Raw genomic sequence first — 18,621 nt, forward strand, 5'->3', positions numbered from 1 at the left:
GATTCCCGCCTGCCAGTTCCTTGCGTTCCCCGCCTGCCGGTCCTTTGAAGAGTCCCTTGAAGGCAGTGCAGCCCCGGGCTGGCCCGTGCCCCCTGACACCCTCTTCCTCGCATCCAACCACGTACCTTCGGACGGCCGCTCATTACCCATGGGTTACCCAGCCCACGGCAAGGTCAGACCGGGTCGGGACAGGACCCGGGCCAGTGACTCCACGACCTCGGGCTGATGGTCGCGGGCGGTGCCCAGCCGCAGCTTCTCCAGGGCGGTCAGCGGCCCTGTGGGCCCTGCTTCCCGGGCCATCTCCTCGTACGCGTTCACTGTCCGGACGATGCGCGCGGTCACCGGCTGGTCCCGGTAGGGGTCCGCCTGCCGCTCCACCACCACGGCGACCCCGGCGTCCACCCCGGTCTGCCTGACGACGGCGCCGCCGAGCAGCGCGATCCGCCGCTGCTCCTCCGCCGGGAGCGCGGCGGTGGCTCCGGCCGGTACCGGGTCGACCAGGCTGAGCTGTCCGATGTCGTGCATCAGCGCCGCGTACTCCAGGACCGTGAGATCGGGCTCGGACAGGCCCAGCTCACGGCCGACGGCCCGGCTGAGGGCGGCCACCCGCCGGGCGTGCCCGGCCGGCGTGTACCCGGCGATCTCGGTGGCACGCGCGAGTGAGGCGATCGTCTGCCGGTAGGTGACCCGCACGGCCGCGTACCGCCCGAAGGACAGCTGGGTGAGCAGCAGCGGCAGCGAGAAGACGGGCAGCGCCCACAGTCCGGCCACCGCGACCGCGAGCGCCATGACGGCCCCGGTCGCGCACACGGCCGAACCGATCCCGAGGGTGGCCCGCAGTTCGTCGCGCAGCAGCGGCCCGAACGGCCATCGGGTCCGCGCGTGGGCCGTCGCCGCCGCGAGCACGGCGTCGCACAGGGTGGTGAGGACCAGCAGCGCGACGAGCAGCAGGGCCTGCGCGGGGCCGCCCCACCTCAGCAACCTGCCCTGGTCGTAAAGGGGTTGGAAGCAGACTGCGGCGAAGGCGACGGTGAGGACCCGGCGGGCGAGGTGGTCGAGCGTCGGCCCGTGCCCCTGTGCCACGTGCGGGACGCAGCCGATCAGCGCCGCCGCCACGACGACGGCGACGACCTGGAGGACGCCGTGGTCGGTGCGGTGCCCGGCGTTCTCGCCGAGCAGGGCGTACGCGAGGGCTCCGGCGGCCCCGAGGGGCGCGGACTCCCGCTCCTCGGACCCGCTCCACCGGGCGAGTTCGCCGACCGCGATGAGAACGCCGAAGGCCAGCGCTGTGCCGCGTTCGTCGATCCCGTTCCAGAGGGTGGCGCCGAGGGCGAGGGCCGCGAGGAGAAGGGCGAGGGCGCGCACCGCGGAGAGAGTGGCCGGGGCCCTCCCGGCCGACGGGAGACGGGCGGAACGGTCGGAGCGGGCGGGAACTCCGCGCCGCGGGGCGGCGGTGCTCACGGCGCGCTCCGCCCGACGGTGTCGGACGGACGCGCCGGCGGCATGCCGGTTTCGGCGGCCGAGGCAAGGTCCGCGGTCACCGCGGGATGCCAGCCGTGCCGGCCGAGCGCCCGCGTCAGCGCCCCCACCATCCGGGGGTCGAACTGCGCCCCCGCGCAACGCGCCAGCTCCTCCAGCGCCGTCGGCACCGGGCGGGCCCTGCGGTAGGACCGGGTCGACGTCATGGCGTCGAACGCGTCGGCGACGGCCACCACCCGGGCGAACTCCGGGATCTGCGAACCGGTCAGCCCGTACGGGTATCCGCTCCCGTCCAGCCGCTCGTGGTGGTGCAGGATCGCCGAGCGGGCCTCGCCGAGGAACCCGATTCCGCGGACCATCTCGTGCCCGTACTCGGGATGCAGTTCGATGATCCGCCGCTCCTCGGGGGTCAGCGGTCCGTCCTTGCGCAGCAGCCGCGTGGGGACACCGAGCTTGCCGACGTCGTGCAGGATTCCGGCGAACCGGAGCACCTCGACGCGCTCGTCGCGCATGCCCAGCTCGCGGGCGATCATCACGGACGCCTGGCCGACCCGCTCGCTGTGCCCGCGGGTGTAACCGTCCTTGATGTCGACGGCCTGGACGAGGGCGCGGATGGTGGCCTGGTGGGCGGCCCTTTCGCGGTGGTACTGGGCGAAGACCCAGCAGGACACGTACATCGGCAGCAGGACGAGCAGCGCGGCGACGGGCCCGTACGGGCTGCGCCAGAGCACCGCCATCATCAGCCCGGCGAGACCGTGCACGGCCACGGGCGCCAGCGAACGCGCGAAGAGGCCGCGCCAGGCACCGCGCACCGGCGCACGCTCGGCCAGCACCAGGATTCCGCCGTCGAGGACGGTGAGTACGGCGCAGAAGGTGAGCACGGCGGCCCCGGCGGGCACCAGCGCGTACGGGAAGTCGGGCGTGACCAGCGCCTCCCGGCCGCCGAGGGCTCCGTACATCCGGGAGGCCGCCCAGACGGCGACGGCGAGCTGGGCCGCGCGCCAGGTCCGGCGCGGACCGCGCGGGCGCTGTTCGACCCGGGCGAGCAACGCACCGGGCAGCGCGACGAGGGCGGCGGCCGGCGGCGGCAGCAGAAAGGCCCCGGCCAGCAGTAGGGGGAGGAAGGTGCCCATCCCGTGGGTGGTCTCGCCGCCGGGCACACCGGCGACGCGCGGCCGGGGCGGCAGCGTGACGCGCTCGCAGCCCGCGTACAGCACGGCGAGCAGCGCGACGATCCCCCAGGGAACGCGGAGGTGCGGCAGGGGGGCGAGGCAGACCAGCGCCAGGAGAGCGACACAGGCCACGTACGCACGGGCCCACGCCGGAACCGAACCCATCTCCTCGTACCTCCCCCGTACCTCCCCCGATCTCAGGCTGGGAGCCTAGGACGGGAGGCAGGGGGCGGGGACGGGTATGAACGAATCCGCGGGCTCTGAGCCCGCGGATTAGCACGTTCGGGTGATATACGGAGGGTCTTCGCCGGAGACGGAGACCGGCTCTCACGCCGGAGGGCCCGGGTGCAGCCGGCGGTCAGGACTCCTGGGCCGTCGCGGTCACGTCGTGCTCGGGGACGGCCTGACCGGAGCGGATCAGATCGATGCGGCCCATGACCTTGGCCCGCAGATCGGTCGGCACGTCGTCATGGCCGCAGCAGCGCTTGACCAGCTTCTTGACGGCCTGTTCGAGACCGTACTTCTCAAGACACGGGGAGCACTCTTCGAAGTGGACCTCGAACTTGGTGCAGTCCGCGTCCGGCATCTCATGATCGAGGAACTCGTACAGATGGTCGAGTACCTCACTGCAATCCGTCTCGTGCGGCTCTCCGCAGCTCATGAGCCCGAGCCTTTCGCTTCGTTCGACTCGCCTGCGCCGGCGGGAACCAGCCCGCGGTCACGGGCGTAGTCCTCCAGCATGCCGCGCAGTTGGCGACGGCCCCGGTGCAGCCGGGACATCACCGTACCGATGGGTGTCCCCATGATGTCCGCGATCTCCTTGTACGCAAAGCCCTCTACGTCCGCGAGATAGACGGCGATGCGGAATTCCTCGGGGATCGCCTGCAGCGCTTCCTTGACGTCCGAGTCGGGCAGGTGGTCGAGCGCCTGCGACTCGGCGGAACGCAGCCCGGTGGACATGTGCGACTCGGCACGCGCCAGCTGCCAGTCCTCGATCTCCTCGGCCGCGCTGCGCTGGGGTTCGCGCTGCTTCTTGCGGTACGAGTTGATGAAGGTGTTGGTGAGAATGCGGTACAGCCACGCCTTGAGGTTGGTGCCCTCGCGGAACTGGTGGAAGGACGCGTACGCCTTGGCGTACGTCTCCTGCACCAGGTCCTCGGCGTCGGCCGGGTTGCGCGTCATGCGGAGCGCGGCCGAATACATCTGGTCGAGGAATTCGAGCGCGTCCCGCTCGAAGCGCGCGGTGCGCTCGGCGGACGTTTCCGCCGTCGCGTCGCTCGTGCCCTGGCCCTCGGGCTGCTCCGCCTGGCCGTTTTCGGTCCCTGCGTCGGTCCCAGTGACCGGACCCACCTCCTCCAGCGACGTAGCGAGACCGAGACCGGTCCCACTGGATTCGGAGGATAGACGACCTTCGGTCGGGGAGGGATGTACATCTTGTCCGCCCGCCGTCCGAATCGGGGCGTTCTTGCCCGCGTGCAGCACCGTCCAGTCCAGGTCAGCGCGGCTGCTGCGGCTCGGGCAGAAGATCGAACCCATGCGGCGGACTTCCTCTCGTACGAACGGTGCAGCACGCTGCGTGCTGTCTGCTCGGCACAACAGAAGTCCGTCACTCTGCATTCCCGGCTGTCACCCGAGTGACGCGGCCCACCTCAGGACGCCGTCCGTCACGACCTCCAGTGCCTGCTCCTGGCCGAGCGGGGCCCGCTTCGGAACGGTGAAGCCGTGATCTCCGTAGGGCACTTCGACCAGTTCGTACGAGCCCGGCGGGAACTCCTCCGGCCTGCCGAACGGGTCGTTGCCGCCCTGCACGACGAGTGTGGGCACTCCCGCGCCGAGCAGTTCGGCGGCGCGGGACTTCTCGGGCTTGCCCGGGGGATGCAGCGGGAAGCTCAGCGCGAGGACGGCGGCGGCGCCGAGTTCGGTCGCGGTCCGGCACGCGACGCGGGCACCGGCGCTGCGGCCCCCGGAGACCACGGGGAGTCCGGGCTTCGCCAGCGCCGGCCACACCCCCCGCCAGCCCACGTCCAGCGTCCTGGGCGCCGGGGCCACCTTCTTCCCGGCGACCCGCCAGGGCTGTTCGACGAGCGCGACGCTCACCCCGTGCGGGGGCAGCGCCTCGGCGAGCGCCTTCAGGTCCCGGGCCTCGATACCGCCGCCCGCGCCATGGCTGGCGGCGAGGACGAGCCGCGCCTTCGCCGCGGGGTGCCAGGTGACACGGGCCGTACCGGCGTCGGTCTCGATGGTCTCGCTCGCACTGCTGATCTCGGTCACGTCAGAAGAGTGTGCCCTCCTCGGGCCCCTCCAGCTCCTTCAGCAGCTCGGCTCCGTTGTTGCGGACGTTGCTGACCGCGGTGGAGACGGGGTACGCGCGCATCAGTCCGGTGGGCGGCGGCGCGAGCAGGTCACGGAGTTCGTCGGGGTCCGTGCGGGACGGGTCGAGCCAGCTGTCCCAGCGGTCGGGGGTGAGCATCAGGGGCATCCGGGGGTGGATGTCGGCCAGCGCCCGCGGGCCCTCGGCGGGGGCCACCGCGAGCGGTGCCGTCTCCGCCTCGGTCGTGATGACCGAACAGGTCGCCCACCAGGCCAGCGGATGCTCGTCCGGCAGCGTCCGGTCCCGCCAGAACTCGTACAGTCCCGCCATCGCGAAGACCGATCCGTCCGCGGGCGTCACGAAGTACGGCTGCTTGCGCGGCCGCTTCTTCCTGCCCTGGACCTCCAGATCGCGCTCGGCGCCACCGGTGACCCACTCGTAGTAGCCGTCGGCGGGAATGACGCAGCGCCGGGCTGCGAACGCGCGGCGGTACGAGGGCTTCTCGTGCACGGTCTCCGCGCGCGCGTTGATCATCCGGGCGGCGCCCTCGGGTGTCCTGGCCCAGGACGGGACGAGTCCCCACTTGAGTCTGCGGAGCTGGCGAACCGGCCTCGGGCTGTCCGCGTCCTTCACAGGGCGGTCGAGGACGACGTAGACCTCCTTCGTCGGGGCCACGTTGTAGTCCGGGGCCAGGGTCTCCTCGGGATCCCGGTCCCACTTCTCGATCTCAAAGACTCCTGCGAGATCCTCGGGTCCACGACTGGCCGCATACCGTCCGCACATACGTGCAACACTGCCAGATTCCGCGTCACAAAAGGGAGCCACCGCCGACAATGGACAGCACCGCATCCTCCTCGCTGGCCTCGCTCACCTCCCTCTGGGACCAGGTCTTCGGCACACAGCCCGACCCCGACCTGTGGGTGGTGATCGCCACCATGGTCGCGGCGCTCGCGGCGATCGTCCCGCACGGCGTCTGGCGCGTCTCCCGCAACACCATCACCATCGCGCACGAGGGCGGCCACGGCCTGGTCGCCCTGCTCACCGGCCGCAGCCTCAGCGGTATCCGGCTGCACTCCGACACCAGCGGTCTCACGGTCAGCCGCGGCAAGCCGACCGGCCTCGGCATGATCCTGACGGCGGCGGCGGGCTACACCGCTCCCCCGCTGCTCGGCCTCGGCGGCGCCGCGCTGCTCGGCGCGGGCCACATCACCCTGCTGCTGTGGGCGGCCACGGCCCTGCTGATAGCCATGCTGGTGATGATCCGCAACGCGTACGGCGCGCTCACCGTGATCCTCACCGGCGGCACCTTCCTGCTGGTCTCCTGGCTCGCCGGACCCCAGGTCCAGGCCGCGTTCGCGTACGCCGTGGTGTGGTTCCTGCTCCTCGGCGGCGTCCGCCCGGCGTTCGAACTCCAGGCAAAGCGGATGCGGGGCGGCGCGGGCGACTCGGACGCGGACCAGCTCTCGCGGCTGACACACGTACCGGCCGGGCTGTGGCTGTTCCTCTTCCACGCCGTGTCGCTGTGCTCGCTGATGGGCGGCGGCCGCTGGCTGCTGGGACTGTGAACCGCAGGTCACCGACCGGCGGGACCTGAACCGCGTCATGGCCCTTCGACCGGACCGAAGGGACCTGAACCGCGTCGCGCGCCCCTTCGGCGGACCACGCAGGATGCCGTGCCCGGTTCCCCGCCGGACGCCACCGACGGTGACGGACCCGCGGCCGTCCGGCGCCCTGCCACTAAAGTGGGGCGCATGACCGTGAACCCCGCCCACACCGCCCTCTGGCCAGCCCCGCACGCAAGCGGAGCCGTCGACGCGACGGTTCACGTGCCGGGGTCCAAGTCGGTCACCAACCGCGCTCTCGTCCTGGCCTCGCTGGCCTCCGAGCCGGGCTGGCTGCGCCGCCCGCTGCGTTCCCGCGACACCCTGCTGATGGCCGGCGCGCTCCGCGCGATGGGCGTGGGCATCGAGGAGACGGTCGCCTCCAGCTCCACGGTCGCGGGGGGCCCGGAAGCCTCCGGCGAGGCCTGGCGGGTCATCCCCTCGGGCCTGCGCGGCCCGGCCACGGTCGACGTCGGCAACGCGGGCACCGTGATGCGCTTCCTGCCCCCCGTCGCCGCGCTCGCCAACGGCCCCATCCGATTCGACGGCGACCCGCGGTCGTACGAGCGTCCGCTGCACGGCGTGATCGACGCGCTGCGCCTGCTCGGCGCCCGGATCGACGACGACGCCCGCGGCGCGCTGCCGCTGACGGTGCACGGCGGCGGCGCCCTGGACGGCGGCCCGGTGGAGATCGACGCCTCGTCGTCCTCCCAGTTCGTGTCCGCCCTGCTGCTCTCCGGCCCGCGTTTCAACCAGGGCGTCGAGGTCCGGCACACCGGCTCGAAGCTCCCGTCCATGCCGCACATCCGGATGACCGTGGACATGCTGCGCGCGGTCGGTGCCCAGGTGGACACCCCGGAGTCGGGCGGCGAGCCGAACGTCTGGCGGGTGACGCCGGGCGCGCTGCTCGGCCGCGACCTGATCATCGAACCGGATCTGTCGAACGCCCAGCCGTTCCTCGCGGCGGCCCTGGTGACCGGCGGCACGGTCGTCGTCCCCGACTGGCCGGCGCACACCACCCAGCCCGGCGACCGGCTGCGGGAGATCTTCACCGAGATGGGTGGTTCCTGCGAACTGACCGAGAGCGGCCTTGAGTTCACCGGTTCGGGTGCGATTCACGGTATCGATGCGGACCTGGGCGAGGTCGGTGAGCTGACCCCCGGTATCGCGGCGGTCGCGGCGCTCGCCGACTCTCCCTCCACCCTGCGGGGTGTGGCCCATCTGCGGCTGCACGAGACGGACCGGCTGGCCGCGCTCACCAAGGAGATCAACGGGCTCGGCGGCGATGTGACCGAGACCGCCGACGGTCTGCACATCCGGCCGCGTCGACTGCACGGCGGCATCTTCCACACGTACGACGACCACCGCATGGCGACGGCCGGCGCGATCATCGGGCTGGCGGTGGAGGGCGTCCAGATCGAGAACGTGGCGACGACGGCGAAGACCCTGCCCGACTTCCCCGACATGTGGACCGGGATGCTCGGGAACTGACGGGCGGATCTGGATCATGCGCCGTTACGGCAAGAACACCGACGAGGACGACATCCGCCAGCGCCCGAACCGCAAGGGCAACCGTCCGCGTACGAACATCCGACCCAAGCACGAGGAGGCCGTCTCGGGCATGGTCCTCACGGTCGACCGCGGCCGGCTGACCTGCCTCGTCGAGGACCGCGTCGTGATGGCGATGAAGGCCCGCGAACTGGGCCGCAAGGCCGCGGTCGTGGGCGACCGGGTCGCCATCGTCGGCGATCTGTCCGGCGAGAAGGACACCCTCGCCCGCATCGTCCGCATCGAGCCGCGCGGCTCGGTGCTGCGCCGCACGGCCGACGACGACGATCCGTACGAGCGCGTGGTCGTCGCCAACGCCGACCAGCTCGCCATCGTCACCGCGCTCGCCGACCCCGAGCCGCGCCCCCGCCTGATCGACCGCTGTCTGGTGGCGGCCTTCGACGGCGGCCTGACCCCGCTTCTCGTGCTCACGAAGTCGGACCTCGCCCCGCCGGACAAGTTCCTGGAGCTGTACGGCGCGTTGGACATCCCGTACGTGGTGACCAGCCGCGAGGAACTGCGGAGCGAAGCCGTCGCCGACCGGGTGCGCGAACAACTGGACGGCAGGATCACGGCGTTCGTCGGTCACTCGGGCGTCGGCAAGACGACGCTGGTGAACGCGCTGGTGCCGCCCGAGCAGCGCCGGACCACCGGGCACGTCAACGCGGTCACGGGCCGCGGCCGGCACACGACCACCTCGGCGCTGGCCCTGCCGCTGGCGGGCAGCGCCGGGGGCTGGCTCGTCGACACCCCGGGCGTCCGTTCCTTCGGGCTGAACCACGTCGACCCGTCCCGGGTCATCAACGCCTTCCCCGATCTCCAACCCGGCACCGAGGGCTGCCCCCGCGCGTGCAGCCACGACGAACCGGACTGCGCGCTCGACCAGTGGGTGGCCGACGGCCACGCGGACCCGCAGCGGCTGTACTCGCTGCGCCGGCTGCTGGCCACACGGGAGCGCCGCGAGGGCGACTGACGTCCCCGTGTTTGCGTGCGCCCGCCGTCGGTAAGGGCTTCTCCGGGTCGGTGAATGCATAATCGCACCGACCCGGATCCGGGCCGGCCGAAGCAGTCGACGTGCGGATGTGGGAGGACAAGACATGGCGTGGCTGCTGGTCGTTGTGGCGGGGCTGCTCGAAACCGGCTTCGCCGTCTGCCTGAAGCTCTCGCACGGCTTCACCAGACTCTGGCCCACCGTGGCCTTCTGCGTCTTCGCCCTCGGCAGTTTCGGTCTGCTGACCCTTTCCCTGAAGAAGCTCGACGTCGGTCCGGCCTACGCGGTGTGGACCGGCATCGGCGCGGCGGGCACCGCCATCTACGGCATGATCTTCCTCGACGACCTGGTCTCCATCCTCAAGATCGTCTCGATCTCCCTGGTCATCATCGGCGTCATCGGGCTCCAGTTGTCGGGGTCGGCGCGCTGAGGACACACCCTCGGGCCCGCTGAGCGGGCGCCCTCGGCCGCACTCGGTACGCGCCCCCTGGCCTGCCTCCGTGCACGCCCTTGTGCCCGAACTCCTGGCACGCCCTTGTGCCTGCCTCAGCGCGCGCACCGGGCCCTTCAGACCCCGAGCCGGTGGGACGGTGCCAGCGCGGTCCTGACCAGTTCCGTGACTCCGCCCCGGGCGGGCGGCGCCACGACCCACGACAGCGCGAGCCTGACCGCCAGTTCACACACCCCCGTGACCTCGGGGGTGTCCGCCCTGGGCAGGGCGAGCGCGGCGACCGCACGGTCGCGGACGAGCGCCACGAAGTCGGCGGGCGAGGGCAACGGCCCGTCGGCGCGCCGCTGCGCGGGCACCGCGGACGACGAGGGCACGGCGGACAGCGCGGGCGAGGGCAGCCGCTCGCTCCAGCATCCGGTCAGCATCGCCCGCACCAGCGCGTTGTTGCGCGCCGCCGAGGCGGTCCACTCGGCGGCCGCGACCAGCCGCTCCCGCGCGTCCGTGTGAGTGGCCAGGGCCCGGTCGATCCCGGCGAGATAGGCATCGGCCTCCCGCCGTACGAGGGCACGCGCGAGTCCTTCCTTGCTCCCGAACTCGTTGTAGAGCGTCTGGCGTGACACCCCGGCCACGGCGGCCACATCGACCATCCGCACAGCGGACCACGCCCGGCGCGTGAGCGCCGTATAGGCGGCGTCCAAGAGGGACTCGCGCGCTGCGGGCATCATCGCCTCCCTGGGGCGAGCGGCTCTGCAGCCAGATTTGACGCGTGCGGAGGCACTGTCAAGGGGTCGCGGTACCCCCGCGGGGCGCACGTCCGAAGCCGCACGCGTCCGGGACCGGGCACGAGCCCCCGAAACCGTCCCTCCGGGCGCGCCCGGCGCGGCCCCGGCCACCTCCGGCGGACAGGCCCGGCGGGGGCCGGCGGAACGGGTCCTGCGGGGGCCGGCGGAACGGGTCCTGCGGGGCCTACGAGGAGGGCCGGCAAGACGCCGCTGCGGCACCGCCCCGGCACCGGGAACGATCGGGAACGGCACCGACCCGGGTGCCGTCAGTCCGCCGGGGACGCTCGGGATGCGACACCCGCCAGGACCTCAAGCCCGCCGGAGACCCTCGGACTCGACGCCCCGGAAGGTTCCCCGCCCGTCGGGACACTCGGACCCGACACCCGCCGGGACGGATCGGGCACGACACCCGCCGGGAGCCTCCCCGCCCACCAGGCCGGTCGGGAGCGACACCCGCCGAACACCAGCCGCCGCCGGGGCCGGTGCGGCACCGGTCGGGCGTCGCGATCATCCTCCGTCCTGTGTAGCCCCGTCCCGACACGGGCAGATACGGTTCACCCATGCCCGACTATCGCGATGACCTGCGCCTCGCCCATGTCCTGGCGGACGCCGCCGACGCCGCGACGATGGACCGGTTCAAGGCGCTCGACCTGAAGGTCGAGACCAAGCCGGACATGACACCGGTGAGCGAGGCGGACAAGGCCGCCGAAGAACTCATCCGCGGCCACCTCCAGCGGGCCAGGCCGCGCGACGCGATCCTCGGCGAGGAGTACGGCATCGAGGGCACGGGCCCGCGCCGCTGGGTCGTCGACCCGATCGACGGCACCAAGAACTACGTCCGCGGTGTGCCCGTCTGGGCCACGCTGATCTCCCTGATGGAGATGGGCGAGGGCGGCTACCAGCCGGTCGTCGGCGTCGTCTCCGCCCCCGCGCTGGGCCGTCGCTGGTGGGCGGCGAAGGGGCACGGCGCCTTCAGCGGCCGCAGCCTGTCCTCCGCGACCCGCCTGCGGGTCTCCAGCGTCCCGCGGATGGCCGACGCGTCCTTCGCGTACTCGTCGCTGTCCGGCTGGGAGGACCAGGGCCGCCTCGACGGTTTCCTCGACCTCACGAAGGCGGTCTGGCGCACCCGCGGTTACGGCGACTTCTGGCCGTACATGATGGTCGCCGAGGGCTCGGTGGACATCTGCGCCGAACCCGAACTGTCGCTCTGGGACATGGCGGCGAACGCGATCATCGTGACCGAGGCGGGCGGCTCCTTCACCGGCCTCGACGGGCGCCCCGGCCCGCACAGCGGCAACGCGGCCGCGTCGAACGGCCTCCTCCACGACGAGATGCTCGGCTACCTCAACCAGCGTTACTGAGCGCGCTTTCTGTGCAGCCCCGGTCGGCCCGGGGCTGCTGAGCAACCCTCGGGCGCCCCCCAACTCACGGCACGCGCCCTCTTGTTGACCCTCCCTTTAACTGCGACCCTGAGAGCTCCCCCACTTGTGAACTTGTGAACCGCTTCTCTTTGCGCTCCGTCGAGGAGCCGGGGAGTCCGCGGCTCACCAAGGAGGTGGCTCCAGCCCATGCTCGTCCGCGACGCCATGAGCACGGTGGTCCTCACCATCGGCCCGGCACACACCCTCCGGCAGGCGGCCCGCTTGATGTCCGCGCGCCACGTCGGCGCGGCGGTGGTCCTCGACGAGGACTCCTCCGGCCTCGGCATCCTCACCGAGCGCGACATCCTCAACTCCCTCGCCCTCGGCCAGAACCCGGACTCGGAGACCGCAGGAACCCACACCACCACCGACGTCGTCTTCGCGGCGCCCACCTGGACCTTGGACGAGGCCGCGTCCGCGATGTCGCACGGCGGCTTCCGGCATCTGATCGTGCTCGACGGCAGCGGGCCGGTCGGCATCGTCTCGGTCCGCGACATCATCCGGTGCTGGGCGCCCGCCCGGCAGCACGTACCGGCCTGACCGTACGAGCGGGCCGGAACCCCCGGGGGCGCCCCCGGGGGTTCCGGCCCACCACGCAGAACCATGCACAACCACACACGACCACGCACAACAGGGCCTTCCCGTGCCGTGCTCACCGCGACCGAGATGGTAGACATCATCTAAGTCAGGTCTACTTCTAAAGTCACATCCATTCAGGATCTAGTTCACCTGCTGTTACCCTGACCTGTATGAGTGACCTGCTGGAACGACTGCGCGGACGTGGATGGCGGATGACCGCGCAGCGACGTGTCGTGGCCGAGGTCCTCGACGGCGACCACGTCCATCTGACGGCCGACGAGGTGCACGCACGGGCCGTGGCGAAGCTGCCCGAGATCTCCCGGGCGACCGTCTACAACACGCTGGGCGAGCTGGTCTCGCTCGGCGAGGTGCTGGAAGTCGCCACGGACAAGCGCGCCAAGCGGTACGACCCGAACGCGCACCGCCCGCACCACCACCTGGTCTGCGCCCGGTGCGGCGCGATCCGCGACGTCCACCCGCTCGGCGACCCGCTCACGGACCTCCCCGACTCGGAGCGCTTCGGCTTCACGGTCTCGGACGTCGAGGTGACGTACCGGGGCGTCTGCCCGAACTGCGCCGCCGTACAGGCGTAGCGGCACTCACCCGAAAGCCCCGGCACGCGACGCGCGCTGGGGCTTTCCGCACTCCGCGCTTCAGCCGGTCCGCAGCGAACCACTCACCACTGTTCGCTGTTCGCTGTTCGCTGTTCGCAGCAGCGTTTTCGCACTTGGGTCCGGAAACGACCGAGGGCCGGAACCCTTTCGGATTCCGGCCCTCGGCCTTCAGTAGCGGGGACAGGATTTGAACCTGCGACCTCTGGGTTATGAGCCCAGCGAGCTACCGAGCTGCTCCACCCCGCGTCGATGAACTGAACAGTACGTCAACTCCGTGGCCAGCGCAAATCCCTTTTCGAGCGCTCCGACGGCAGCCCTCCGCCCCGGCCGACCAGGGCCGTTCCCCGGGTCCGGACGGAACCCGGGCCGCCCGGACCGAAGCACTCCTCGGCGCACCGGGGCCGAGGCGGGGAAGGCCCAAGCCGCGTCCCGGGACCCGGGCCGCCCCTCACGCGGACAGCTCCTCCCGCAAAGCGTCCCGCAGCCGCGCCGCCCGCTCGGAGACCTCCGCCGGCCCCAGCGACACGGCCCGGTCGGCCCACCGCTGCCCTTCAGCCAGTTCCCCGCGCCGCGCGTACACGAGCGCCAGCCGAAGCGCCGCCCGTCCGTGCCCCGCGTCGGCCGCACGGGTCCACCACAGCGCCGCCTCCGGCTCGCTCCCCTCACGGGCCAGCAGCAGCCCGAGATTGAACGCGCCGTTGCGCGACCCGGCCTCGGCGGCCTCGCGGTACCAGCGCGCCGCCTCCACCACGTCGCCCCGCGCCGCGGCGAGCATCCCGACCCGCACCTGCGCACGCCGGTGCCCCTGGGACGCCGCCCGCTCGTACCACTCCTCGCACTCGCTCTTCTCCTGTGCGGGCTCCCCGAGTTCGTGCGCGGGCGCCGGTGGCCGCCGGGCGTCGAGCACGGCGGCGAGCCGGTAGGCGGCCTCGGCGCTGCCCCCTCCCGCGGCGCACCGCAGATGCCGTTCGGCGGCCGGCTCATCGCCCTCCCGCAACCGCGCGATGCCCACCTGGAGCGCCGCCTCCGTGTGTCCGGCGGCGGCCGCCCGCTCGTACCACCGCAGCGCGGCGGCGTCCTCGCTGTCGGTGGCGCGTCCGGCGTGCAGGATGCCGAGGTTGAACGCGGCGTCCACGCTCCCGGCCTCCGCGGCCTTGGAGAACCACGGCTCGGCTCCGGCCGCGTCGCCGACCTGGAGCAGCAGGATCGCCAGGGCGTTGGCGGCCTCGCGGTGACCGGCGTACGCGGCCCTGCGGTACCACTGCTCGGCCTGCGCGGTCCGCCCCTGTTCGGCGCAGAGCAGTCCGAGGTTGTACGCGCCGTTCACGTCGCCCGCGTCCATCGCGGCCCGGTACCACCGCTCGGCGGTCTGCGTCTCACCGCGCTCGGCGTGCAGTGCGCCCAGCGCGTTGGCGGCGTTCCCGTCCCCGTCCTGGGCCGCCCGCAGCCACCAGACGGCGGCGCTCTCGGGGTCCCCGGCGTCGCGCAGCAGGAATCCGAGGGCGCACGCGGCACGCGCCTCCCCGTCCTTGGCGGACGTCAGATACCAGCGCCCGGCCTCCTTGAGATCGCCCCGCTTCTCCAGGATCGCCCCGAGGTGCAGCGCGGCCCGACGGTGCCCGCGCGCGGCGGCCTGCCGGTACCACTGTTCGGCGGCCTGCCCCGCGGCACCGATGACACCGTTGTCACCCACGGCCTCACCCGAGTCCAGGGCTTTGCGGTCAAGCGTGCGCGCCAGTCGGTACGCGGCCTCGCGGTGCCCTCGCTCCGCGGCGGCCCGCATCCACTGTTCGGCACCCACGTCGCTGCGATGCTCCAGCAGATCGGCGAGGGCGTACGCGCCCAGGGCATGGCCCTGCTCGGCGGACTGGCGCAGCCAGTACTCGGCGGCGGGCTCGTCGCCGCGCTCGCGGTGGTGCCGGCCGAGCGCGTGCGCGGCGGCCGCGCTGCCGGCGACGGCGGCGATCCGCCACCATCCGGCGGCCTCTTCGGCGTATCCGCGCTGGTACAGGAGGACACCCAGGTTGTTGGCGGCCGCACGGTCACCGGCGGCGGTGGCGGCGCGGAGGTGGGGCTCGGCCGCGCCGAGATCGCCGCGGCGCAGCAGCATGGCTCCGAGGACGCTCATCGCCTCGACGTCGCCGGCTTCGGCGGCCGACCACTGGCGCGCCTCCTCGGCAGCCTCGCCGGTCTCGTCCCGGTCGGAAGGCTGCGTGAGATCCGCAGGCTGCTCAAAGTCGGCAGGCTGCGCAAACCGCCCTGTATCCAACAGAGTTGCCTTGTCCCCCATAACGTCCATCGTCGCACCACCTGCAAACTGGGTACACCTGGTATACCGCAGCCAGTTAGGTCACTTCAGCGTTTTGTCGACATGCCCACAGAGAGACAAGTCAAACACAGATCGCCCAACTGCCCTCGCATGTCGCGCCACTTCACACGAGTGGCCAGGTCACCGGGGACACTCCGGCGTGGCGCCACACACGTCGAAGGCCCGGATCCATGAACTGGATCCGGGCCTTCGACTTCAGTAGCGGGGACAGGATTTGAACCTGCGACCTCTGGGTTATGAGCCCAGCGAGCTACCGAGCTGCTCCACCCCGCGCCGTTGTGTTGCAACCGTACCACGGCGCGGGGTGGCTCCTGATCAGCCGCTTCCTGTGCTCTTCTCGCTGCTCGGACTGCTGCTGGGACTGCTGCTGGGACTGCTGCTCGGGCCGCCGCTCTTGTCGGTGCCCTTGCCGGCCGTCTTGTCGGCGCCGGAGCTGCCGCTCTTGTCCGCCTTGGCCTGTGCGTTCTCGGCCCGCTTCAGCGCGTCCTCCAGATTCTTCTGCGCTTCGCCGTACGCCTTCCAGTCGCCCTTCTTGAGGGCTTCCTGCCCCTGGTCGAAGGCCTTCTGTGCGTCGTTGAGCGCTTCCTGGACCGTCGGGTTGGTCGACGTGGGCGGATTCGTGGTGCCCTCGTCGGCCGGCGGCGTAGTCGAACTCTCCGCCCCGAAGACCACGTTGAGCGCCTTGCCCAGCGTGTCCTCGAACGCGGTGCTGCCTCCGTAGGTCACCAACACCTTGCGCAACAGCGGGTACTTGAGATCGCCACCGCGGACGTAGACCGGTTCCACGTAGAGCAGTCCGCCGTCGAGCGGCACGGTCAGCAGGTTGCCGTACTCGACCTCCGAGTCGCCGCCTCTGAGGAGTCTGATGGACTCGGCGATGGACGGCTCGGAGTTGAACTGGCTCTGTACCCGCTTGGGTCCGTCGACCGTTCTGCCGGTCGGCAGTTTCAGGACGCTGATCTTGCCGTAACCGGGCGTTCCCGCCTCGGCGTTGACCGAGACGAAGGCACTCAGGTTGTCACGGCCGTTCGGCGTCATCGTCGTCGTCAGCGAGAACGCCTGCGAGGTGTCCCCCGGCAGCTTCATGCTCAGGTAGTACGGCGGCACCGCGTTGCCCGACTTGTTGGTCGGGTCGTCCGGGACCTGCCACACCTCGCTGCCGCTCAGGAACGTCTGGGCGTCCTTCACGTGGTAGCGGGTGAGCAGTTCGCGCTGGACCTTGAACAGGTCCTGCGGATACCGCAGATGGGCCATCAGCTCCGGCGAGATCGACTTCTTCGCCCGCACCGTGTCCGGGAACGCCTTCATCCAGGTCTTCAGGACCGGGTCCTCGGTGTCCCACTGGTAGAGCTTGACCGCGCCGGTGTACGCGTCGACGGTCGCCTTCACCGAGTTGCGGATGTAGTTGACCTGGTTCTGCTGGGCCACCACCGCGCGCTGGTTGTTGGCCGCCGTCAACGAGTCCGCCGTGGTGTCGCCGAGCGTGGTGCGCGACGCGTACGGATAGCCGTTGGTGGTGGTGTACGCGTCGACGATCCACTGGATCTTCCCGTCGACGACCGCCGGGTAGGCGTCACCGTCGATGGTCAGCCAGGGGGCCACCGCCTCGACCCGTTCCTTGGGCGTGCGGTTGTAGAGAATCCGCGAACCCTCGCCGATCGCGCCCGAGTACATGATCTGCGGCTCGCCGAACGCCACCGCGTACGCGGCCCGGTTGACCGGGCTGGCGAGGCTGACCCCGCTCTTGCCCTGGTAGCTGGTGGTCTTCTCACCGCTGTCGTCGGAGTAGTCGATCTCCTTCTGGGGACCGCCGACGATCGAGTACTGGGTGGTCTTCTCACCGTAGTAGATCTGCTGCTGGTACGTGCCCAGGTCGCCCTTGGACGGCAGGTTGTACTCGGTGAAGACCGGGCGGCCCTCGCTGTCGGCCGTGGTTCCCTTGGCCGCGACGACGCCGTATCCGTGCGTGTACCGGAAGTGGTCGTTGATCCAGTTGTTCTTCGGGATGCCCGCGAGGTTCAGCTCACGCAGACCGAGGACCGTGTCCTGTTCCTTGCCGTCCTTGCTGTACCGGTCGACGTCCAGGTTCGACGGGAAGCCGTAGTAGTTCCGCACCTGCTGGAGCTGCTGGAAGGTCGGCGACACGATGTTCGGGTCCATCAGCCGGATGCTCGCGATGGTGTCGGCGTCGTCACGGAGCTTGGACTTGTCCTTGGTGTCGCTCGACCCCGGGTAGTCCTGCACATCGGTGCCGGCGATCCCGTACGCCTCGCGGGTCGCCTTGAGGTTCTTCTCGACGTACGGCGCTTCCTTGGCCTGCTCGTTGGGCTCGACCTGGAACTTCTGGACGATCGCCGGGTACAGGCCGCCGATGAGGATCGCGGAGAGCACCATCAGGCCGAAGCCGATCACGGGAAGCTGCCAGGTGCGCCGCCACAGGGTCGCGAAGAAGAGCAGCGCGCAGATGACGGCGATGCAGAACAGGATCGTCTTGGCGGGCAGATAGGCGTTCGCGTCGACGTACCTCAGGCCCGTCCAGTTGCCGGTCGCCTTGAAGTCACTGGACTTCACCGCGAGCCCGTACCGGTCGAGCCAGTAGGCGACCGCCTTCAGGGCGACGAAAACGCCGAGGAGCACCGAGAGGTGCCCGGTCGCCGCGGCCGTGGCACGCGCTCCCGGACTGGTGATCCGCAGACCGCCGTACAGGTAGTGCGTGAGCGCGGCGGCGATCAGCGAGAGCACGGCGGCGGCGAATCCGAAGCCGAGGAGGAAGCGGTACCAGGGCAGGTCGAAGGCGTAGAACGAGACGTCGAGGTGGAACTGGGGGTCCTTCTGGTGGAAGGGCACTCCGTTCACCCACATCAGCCACGTGCGCCACTGGCCCGAGGCGGACGCGCCGGCGATCAGCCCCACGAGGGAGGTGATCGCGAGCAGCAGCCACCGCTTGTAGGGCGCGATGCCCATGCGGTACCGGTCGAGGTTCTGCTGCTCCATCGACATGGCGCTGAGCGGCGGCCGCAGCCGGTGCGCCAGCCAGATGTTGAAGCCCACCGCGGCCGCCATCAGCAGACCGAAGACGAAGAAGAGCCCGATCTTGGTCCACAGCGTGGTGGTGAAGACCGACGAGTAGTGAACCGAGCGGTACCAGAGCCAGTCCGTCCAGAACCCCGCGAACATGACGAAGGCCATGGCCAGCACGGCCAGCACGCCCAGTGTCATGAGCAGGGTCCGGACACGCCGGGACGGCCGGCCCACTCTGATCCGTGACCCCGTCGGGCCTCCGCCGCGGTCCGGCATCTGGAAAGCCAAGGTGCGCACCTCGAAGTCGCTGTTGATCCGTCAG

At 71.2% G+C, this 18,621-nt stretch carries 16 protein-coding genes and 2 tRNA genes; 7 read left to right on the forward strand and 11 right to left on the reverse strand.

Features of this window, described 5'->3' with window-relative positions; genetic code table 11:
* Positions 1-153: 153 nt before the first annotated feature.
* From ACFYW8_RS14245 to ACFYW8_RS14270, 6 genes are all read right to left on the reverse strand, one after another.
* On the reverse strand, positions 154-1,461 hold the full coding sequence (locus ACFYW8_RS14245) for an HD-GYP domain-containing protein (protein WP_389072926.1): 1,308 nt from the start codon (positions 1,459-1,461) through the stop codon (positions 154-156).
* A complete protein-coding gene (locus ACFYW8_RS14250) occupies positions 1,458-2,816 on the reverse strand; it encodes an HD-GYP domain-containing protein (protein WP_389072930.1) in 1,359 nt (452 codons plus the stop codon). The genes ACFYW8_RS14245 and ACFYW8_RS14250 overlap by 4 nt, the downstream gene beginning before the upstream one ends.
* A gap of 193 nt (positions 2,817-3,009) precedes the next feature.
* Positions 3,010-3,312, reverse strand: coding sequence for a mycothiol system anti-sigma-R factor (gene rsrA, locus ACFYW8_RS14255; RefSeq protein WP_328448430.1), 303 nt, complete (start codon positions 3,310-3,312; stop codon positions 3,010-3,012).
* The gene (sigR, locus tag ACFYW8_RS14260; protein ID WP_326790805.1) at positions 3,309-4,001 is read right to left on the reverse strand and encodes an RNA polymerase sigma factor SigR; all 693 of its coding nucleotides are present in this window, start codon (positions 3,999-4,001) and stop codon (positions 3,309-3,311) included. Before sigR ends, rsrA begins: the two co-directional genes overlap by 4 nt.
* A gap of 276 nt (positions 4,002-4,277) precedes the next feature.
* On the reverse strand, positions 4,278-4,922 hold the full coding sequence (locus ACFYW8_RS14265) for an alpha/beta family hydrolase (protein WP_389072940.1): 645 nt from the start codon (positions 4,920-4,922) through the stop codon (positions 4,278-4,280).
* 1 nt (position 4,923) lies between these two features.
* Positions 4,924-5,745 carry an SOS response-associated peptidase gene (locus tag ACFYW8_RS14270; RefSeq protein WP_389072943.1) on the reverse strand — a complete coding sequence of 274 codons (822 nt, stop codon included), beginning with the start codon at positions 5,743-5,745 and terminating at the stop codon, positions 4,924-4,926.
* A 50-nt stretch (positions 5,746-5,795) separates the two neighbouring features.
* Between ACFYW8_RS14270 and ACFYW8_RS14275 the strand changes: the two genes are divergently transcribed.
* The 4 genes from ACFYW8_RS14275 (at position 5,796) to ACFYW8_RS14290 (ending at position 9,532) form a co-directional block, all read left to right on the forward strand.
* Positions 5,796-6,527 carry a M50 family metallopeptidase gene (locus ACFYW8_RS14275; protein ID WP_365875811.1) on the forward strand — a complete coding sequence of 244 codons (732 nt, stop codon included), beginning with the start codon at positions 5,796-5,798 and terminating at the stop codon, positions 6,525-6,527.
* A 186-nt stretch (positions 6,528-6,713) separates the two neighbouring features.
* On the forward strand, positions 6,714-8,054 hold the full coding sequence (aroA, locus tag ACFYW8_RS14280) for a 3-phosphoshikimate 1-carboxyvinyltransferase (protein WP_389072948.1): 1,341 nt from the start codon (positions 6,714-6,716) through the stop codon (positions 8,052-8,054).
* 16 nt (positions 8,055-8,070) lie between these two features.
* A complete protein-coding gene (gene rsgA, locus ACFYW8_RS14285) occupies positions 8,071-9,084 on the forward strand; it encodes a ribosome small subunit-dependent GTPase A (protein WP_261707996.1) in 1,014 nt (337 codons plus the stop codon).
* A gap of 124 nt (positions 9,085-9,208) precedes the next feature.
* The gene (locus ACFYW8_RS14290; protein ID WP_365875815.1) at positions 9,209-9,532 is read left to right on the forward strand and encodes a multidrug efflux SMR transporter; all 324 of its coding nucleotides are present in this window, start codon (positions 9,209-9,211) and stop codon (positions 9,530-9,532) included.
* Positions 9,533-9,669: 137 nt separating this feature from the next.
* Here the strand turns inward: ACFYW8_RS14290 and ACFYW8_RS14295 are convergent, their stop codons facing one another.
* Entirely contained in the window at positions 9,670-10,275 is a 606-nt protein-coding gene (locus tag ACFYW8_RS14295) for a TetR/AcrR family transcriptional regulator (protein WP_389072954.1), read from the reverse strand.
* A gap of 620 nt (positions 10,276-10,895) precedes the next feature.
* Between ACFYW8_RS14295 and hisN the strand changes: the two genes are divergently transcribed.
* The 3 genes from hisN to ACFYW8_RS14310 all read left to right on the forward strand — a co-directional run bounded on the left by hisN (position 10,896) and on the right by ACFYW8_RS14310 (position 12,928).
* Positions 10,896-11,696, forward strand: a complete 801-nt coding sequence (hisN, locus tag ACFYW8_RS14300; RefSeq protein WP_365875819.1) for a histidinol-phosphatase — start codon at positions 10,896-10,898, stop codon at positions 11,694-11,696.
* Between the two features lie 207 nt (positions 11,697-11,903).
* The gene (locus ACFYW8_RS14305) at positions 11,904-12,296 is read left to right on the forward strand and encodes a CBS domain-containing protein (RefSeq protein ID WP_365875821.1); all 393 of its coding nucleotides are present in this window, start codon (positions 11,904-11,906) and stop codon (positions 12,294-12,296) included.
* 209 nt (positions 12,297-12,505) lie between these two features.
* Positions 12,506-12,928 carry a Fur family transcriptional regulator gene (locus tag ACFYW8_RS14310; protein WP_365875823.1) on the forward strand — a complete coding sequence of 141 codons (423 nt, stop codon included), beginning with the start codon at positions 12,506-12,508 and terminating at the stop codon, positions 12,926-12,928.
* A gap of 193 nt (positions 12,929-13,121) precedes the next feature.
* On the opposite strand, the gene ACFYW8_RS14315 is transcribed toward ACFYW8_RS14310, so the two are convergent.
* The 4 genes from ACFYW8_RS14315 to ACFYW8_RS14330 form a co-directional block, all read right to left on the reverse strand.
* Positions 13,122-13,195 (reverse strand) — tRNA-Met (locus ACFYW8_RS14315).
* Positions 13,196-13,397: 202 nt separating this feature from the next.
* A complete protein-coding gene (locus ACFYW8_RS14320; protein WP_389072964.1) occupies positions 13,398-15,248 on the reverse strand; it encodes a sel1 repeat family protein in 1,851 nt (616 codons plus the stop codon).
* 229 nt (positions 15,249-15,477) lie between these two features.
* Positions 15,478-15,551, reverse strand: a tRNA-Met gene (locus ACFYW8_RS14325).
* A gap of 42 nt (positions 15,552-15,593) precedes the next feature.
* On the reverse strand, positions 15,594-18,575 hold the full coding sequence (locus tag ACFYW8_RS14330; protein ID WP_389073970.1) for a UPF0182 family protein: 2,982 nt from the start codon (positions 18,573-18,575) through the stop codon (positions 15,594-15,596).
* Between the last annotated feature and the right edge of the window lie 46 nt (positions 18,576-18,621).

The organism is Streptomyces sp. NPDC002742, from assembly GCF_042888885.1.
Classification (GTDB): Bacteria; Actinomycetota; Actinomycetes; order Streptomycetales; family Streptomycetaceae; genus Streptomyces.